Origin of the sequence: Sphingobium quisquiliarum P25 (genome assembly GCF_000445065.1) — a bacterium.
GTDB lineage: Bacteria > Pseudomonadota > Alphaproteobacteria > Sphingomonadales > Sphingomonadaceae > Sphingobium > Sphingobium quisquiliarum.
Map to the genome: position 1 here is coordinate 1 of NZ_ATHO01000015.1, position 3,126 is coordinate 3,126.

Below are 3,126 nucleotides of genomic sequence, written 5' to 3' on the forward strand. Positions count from 1 at the left end.
CAACCCGTCGCAGCAGCCGACGTCGCGCTGATCCGCCGATGACGGGTGAAGCTGACGCGGCTGCCGCCGCCATGGGTCCCATCGACATTCGCGGGATCATGGCGGCGCTGCCGCACCGTTATCCGATGCTGCTGGTCGACCGCGTGGTCTCGCTCGTGCGCAGCGAGTCGATCCATGCGGTCAAGGCCGTGTCGATCAACGAATCCTTCTTTCAGGGGCACTTCCCCGGCCGCCCGATCATGCCGGGCGTGCTGATCGTGGAGGCGATGGCGCAGGCGGCGGGCGTGCTGGCCGTTGAATCGCTCAACCTGCGCGGTTCGGGCAAGCTGGTCTATTTCATGAGCATCGAAGGGGCCAAGTTCCGCACGCCGGTAGAGCCGGGATGCCTGCTCGACCTGCATGTGGAGATCACCCAGAATCGCGGGCGCGTGTGCAAGTTCGCGGGCCGGGCTTTGGTGAATGGCAATGTGTGCGCCGAAACCAATTTCGTCGCCATGATCACCGATCCGCCAGCGGAGTGAAGCGGAAGGGGCGGCCTGCCGGTCGCCCCTTGCTTTCGCGCGCAAAGCCATGTAACCGCGCGCCTTCGCAATTTATCGCATCCATGGCCGGTCGGAAACCGGCCCATAGACGGAGCAGACCCATGAAGGCCGATACGCACCCCGATTATCATTTTATCACCGTCCAGATGACCGACGGGACGACTTTCCGCACCCGTTCGACCTGGGGCAAGGAAGGCGACACGATGGCGCTCGACATCGATCCCAAGTCGCATCCGGCGTGGACCGGCGGCCAGCGCCAGCTGGAGCAGGGCGGCCAGGTGGCGCGCTTCAACAAGCGTTTCGGCGGCCTGACGCTGAAGAAATAATCGCTTCGTCAGATGAGCGGATGAGGAGGGCGCCTTTCGGGGCGCCCTTTTTTGTTTTGGCGCTGATTGCTTAATTCTCCCTGTGCCGGAGGCGTGGGGAAGGGGGCCATGCCTGGCATGGTGGAGGGAAAATGGGCTGATATTGTGCCTTTTTCCCTCCACCACCGGCTGCGCCGACGGTCCCCCGCCCCATCATTCGATGGGCAGGATCAGGTGGGGCGTTGACGAGTCTGGCGCGGCTTCACGCCGCGGCGCGATCCTCGTTCAGGAATGCGGCGACATCATCCAGCGCTACATCCTTCGACAGGAAGGTCTGTCCGATCCCGCGCGCCAGCAGGAAGGGGAGGGTACCCGCAGCCATCTTCTTGTCATGAAGCATGTGCGCGACAAGCGCGGCGCCGTCCGCTTTTACGTGCGCGCTGGCGAGATTGTGGGGCAGGCCCACGGATTTCAGATGCGCCGTTACCCGCTCTGCGTCCGCTGCGGGGCATAGCCCCAGCCGGGCCGAATAGCGGAAGGCGAGCGCCATGCCCGCCGCAACGCCTTCGCCATGCAGGAGGAGGTCGGAAAAGCCGGTGTCCGCCTCCAGCGCATGGCCGAACGTGTGGCCAAGGTTCAGCAGCGCCCGGCGGCCGGAGGTTTCCCGCTCGTCATCGGCGACGATCGCGGCCTTGGCCTGGACGCTGCGTTCGATCGCATATGCGCGCGCGCCGCTGTCGCCGTCGAGCAGGCGATGGCCTTCGGCTTCGCACCAGGCGAAGAAATCGGGATCGTCGATCAGGCCATATTTCACCACTTCGGCATAGCCAGCGCGGGTTTCGCGGGGCGGCAGGCTGTCGAGCGTCGACGGGTCGATCAGCACGAGGCCTGGCTGATAGAAGCTGCCGATCAGATTCTTGCCTGCCTTGGCGTTGATCGCCGTCTTGCCGCCGACCGAACTGTCCACCTGCGCGAGCAGGGTCGTCGGAACCTGGATGAAGTGACAGCCGCGCTTCAGGATGGAGGCGGCAAAGCCCACCAGGTCGCCGATGACGCCGCCGCCCAGCGCGACGACATGATCGCCCCGCTCAATCTCCAGCGCGAGCAGCGCGTCGAGCAGCTGTTCCAGATGCCGCCAGCTCTTGGTCTGCTCACCGGCGGGCAGGATGATGGGTTCGAGCGCGATGCCCGCGCCGCGCAGGCTGGCTTCCAGCCGGGGCAGCTGCGCCCTGGCCACATTGGCGTCCGTCACGACCACCAGCCGGTCCTTGCGCGCATATTGCGCGAGATGCGCGGCGGCGCGGTCCAGCGCGCCTTCCTCTATGATGATGTCATAGCTGCGCGCATCGAGCGCGACGCGGACTAATGCCATGCGACGAGTTGCTCCATTATGCTGTCCACCGTCACTTCATGCGGCGCGGCGATGCTTTTGATGTGGATGGGGGCGAGCGCGTAGACGGGATTGCGCGTGGCGGCGAGCTGGGTCAGCACCACGCGCGGGTCCTTGCCTTTCAGCAGCGGGCGGCCGTCCCGCCGGGACACGCGATCCACCAATATGTCGATGTCCGCGTCCAGCCAGATGGCGGTGGCAAGGTCGAGGATCAGCTTGCGCGTGTCATCCTGCATGAAGGCGCCGCCGCCCGTGGCGATCACCTTGGGCTCGCCGTCCATCAGCCGGGCGATCACCCGCCGCTCGCCATCGCGGAAATAGGATTCGCCATAGCGTTCGAACATTTCCGTGATGGTCATGCCCGCCGCCTTTTCAATCTCTTCGTCGGCATCCACGAAAGCAAGGCCGAGCCGCGCGGCAAGGCGGCGGCCGACGGTCGATTTGCCCACGCCCATCATGCCGACGAGGACGATGGGACCACGCTTCGGATCGACAGGGGCGGATTTGCTGTTTCGCTGCATGCAGAGCGGGGCTATACATCCCCCCGTCACAGAGGCAAATCGCAACTTTCCTCATCTTCCGGCTTGGCCGCACAAGGACTCATGAGAAGCAACCGTTCCTTCAGCAACTTCGAAAGCAGCTCACGCCGCCGGGGCAAGCGCCTGCCGATCGTCCCCATCGTCCTGATCGCCTTGCTGATCGGATTTCTGGCGCTCCTCTGGTCGCGCGGCGGGGAACAGCCGCAGCAGCGCGTGGAAAAGGCGATCCCCGCCGAAAAGCTGGGCCAATAAGCGACATGCGCCGCCGCCGGGGGAATGCCAGATGGGCGCTGGGGACGCTCGCCATCGCGCTGGCGCTGCCGGTGGTTGCGCAGGACGCGCCCGAATCC

The 3,126-nt window shown here is 65.3% G+C and carries 5 protein-coding genes; 3 read left to right on the forward strand and 2 right to left on the reverse strand.

Features of this window, described 5'->3' with window-relative positions; all coding sequences use genetic code 11:
- Positions 1-38 precede the first annotated feature (38 nt).
- A complete protein-coding gene (gene fabZ / locus L288_RS24655; RefSeq protein WP_021236801.1) occupies positions 39-521 on the forward strand; it encodes a 3-hydroxyacyl-ACP dehydratase FabZ in 483 nt (160 codons plus the stop codon).
- 122 nt (positions 522-643) lie between these two features.
- Complete coding sequence (gene rpmE, locus L288_RS24660) at positions 644-868, forward strand: 50S ribosomal protein L31 (RefSeq protein WP_021236802.1); 225 nt, start codon at positions 644-646, stop codon at positions 866-868.
- A gap of 241 nt (positions 869-1,109) precedes the next feature.
- Here rpmE and aroB read toward each other — a convergent pair whose 3' ends face one another.
- Together aroB and L288_RS24670 are read right to left on the reverse strand one after the other, a co-directional pair.
- Positions 1,110-2,219: a 3-dehydroquinate synthase gene (aroB, locus tag L288_RS24665; protein WP_021236803.1), complete on the reverse strand. Its 1,110-nt coding sequence runs from the start codon at positions 2,217-2,219 to the stop codon at positions 1,110-1,112.
- A complete protein-coding gene (locus L288_RS24670) occupies positions 2,210-2,758 on the reverse strand; it encodes a shikimate kinase (protein ID WP_021236804.1) in 549 nt (182 codons plus the stop codon). The genes aroB and L288_RS24670 overlap by 10 nt, the downstream gene beginning before the upstream one ends.
- Before the next feature lie 81 nt (positions 2,759-2,839).
- Between L288_RS24670 and L288_RS24675 the strand changes: the two genes are divergently transcribed.
- Positions 2,840-3,028, forward strand: coding sequence for a hypothetical protein (locus L288_RS24675; RefSeq protein WP_021236805.1), 189 nt, complete (start codon positions 2,840-2,842; stop codon positions 3,026-3,028).
- Positions 3,029-3,126 lie beyond the last annotated feature (98 nt).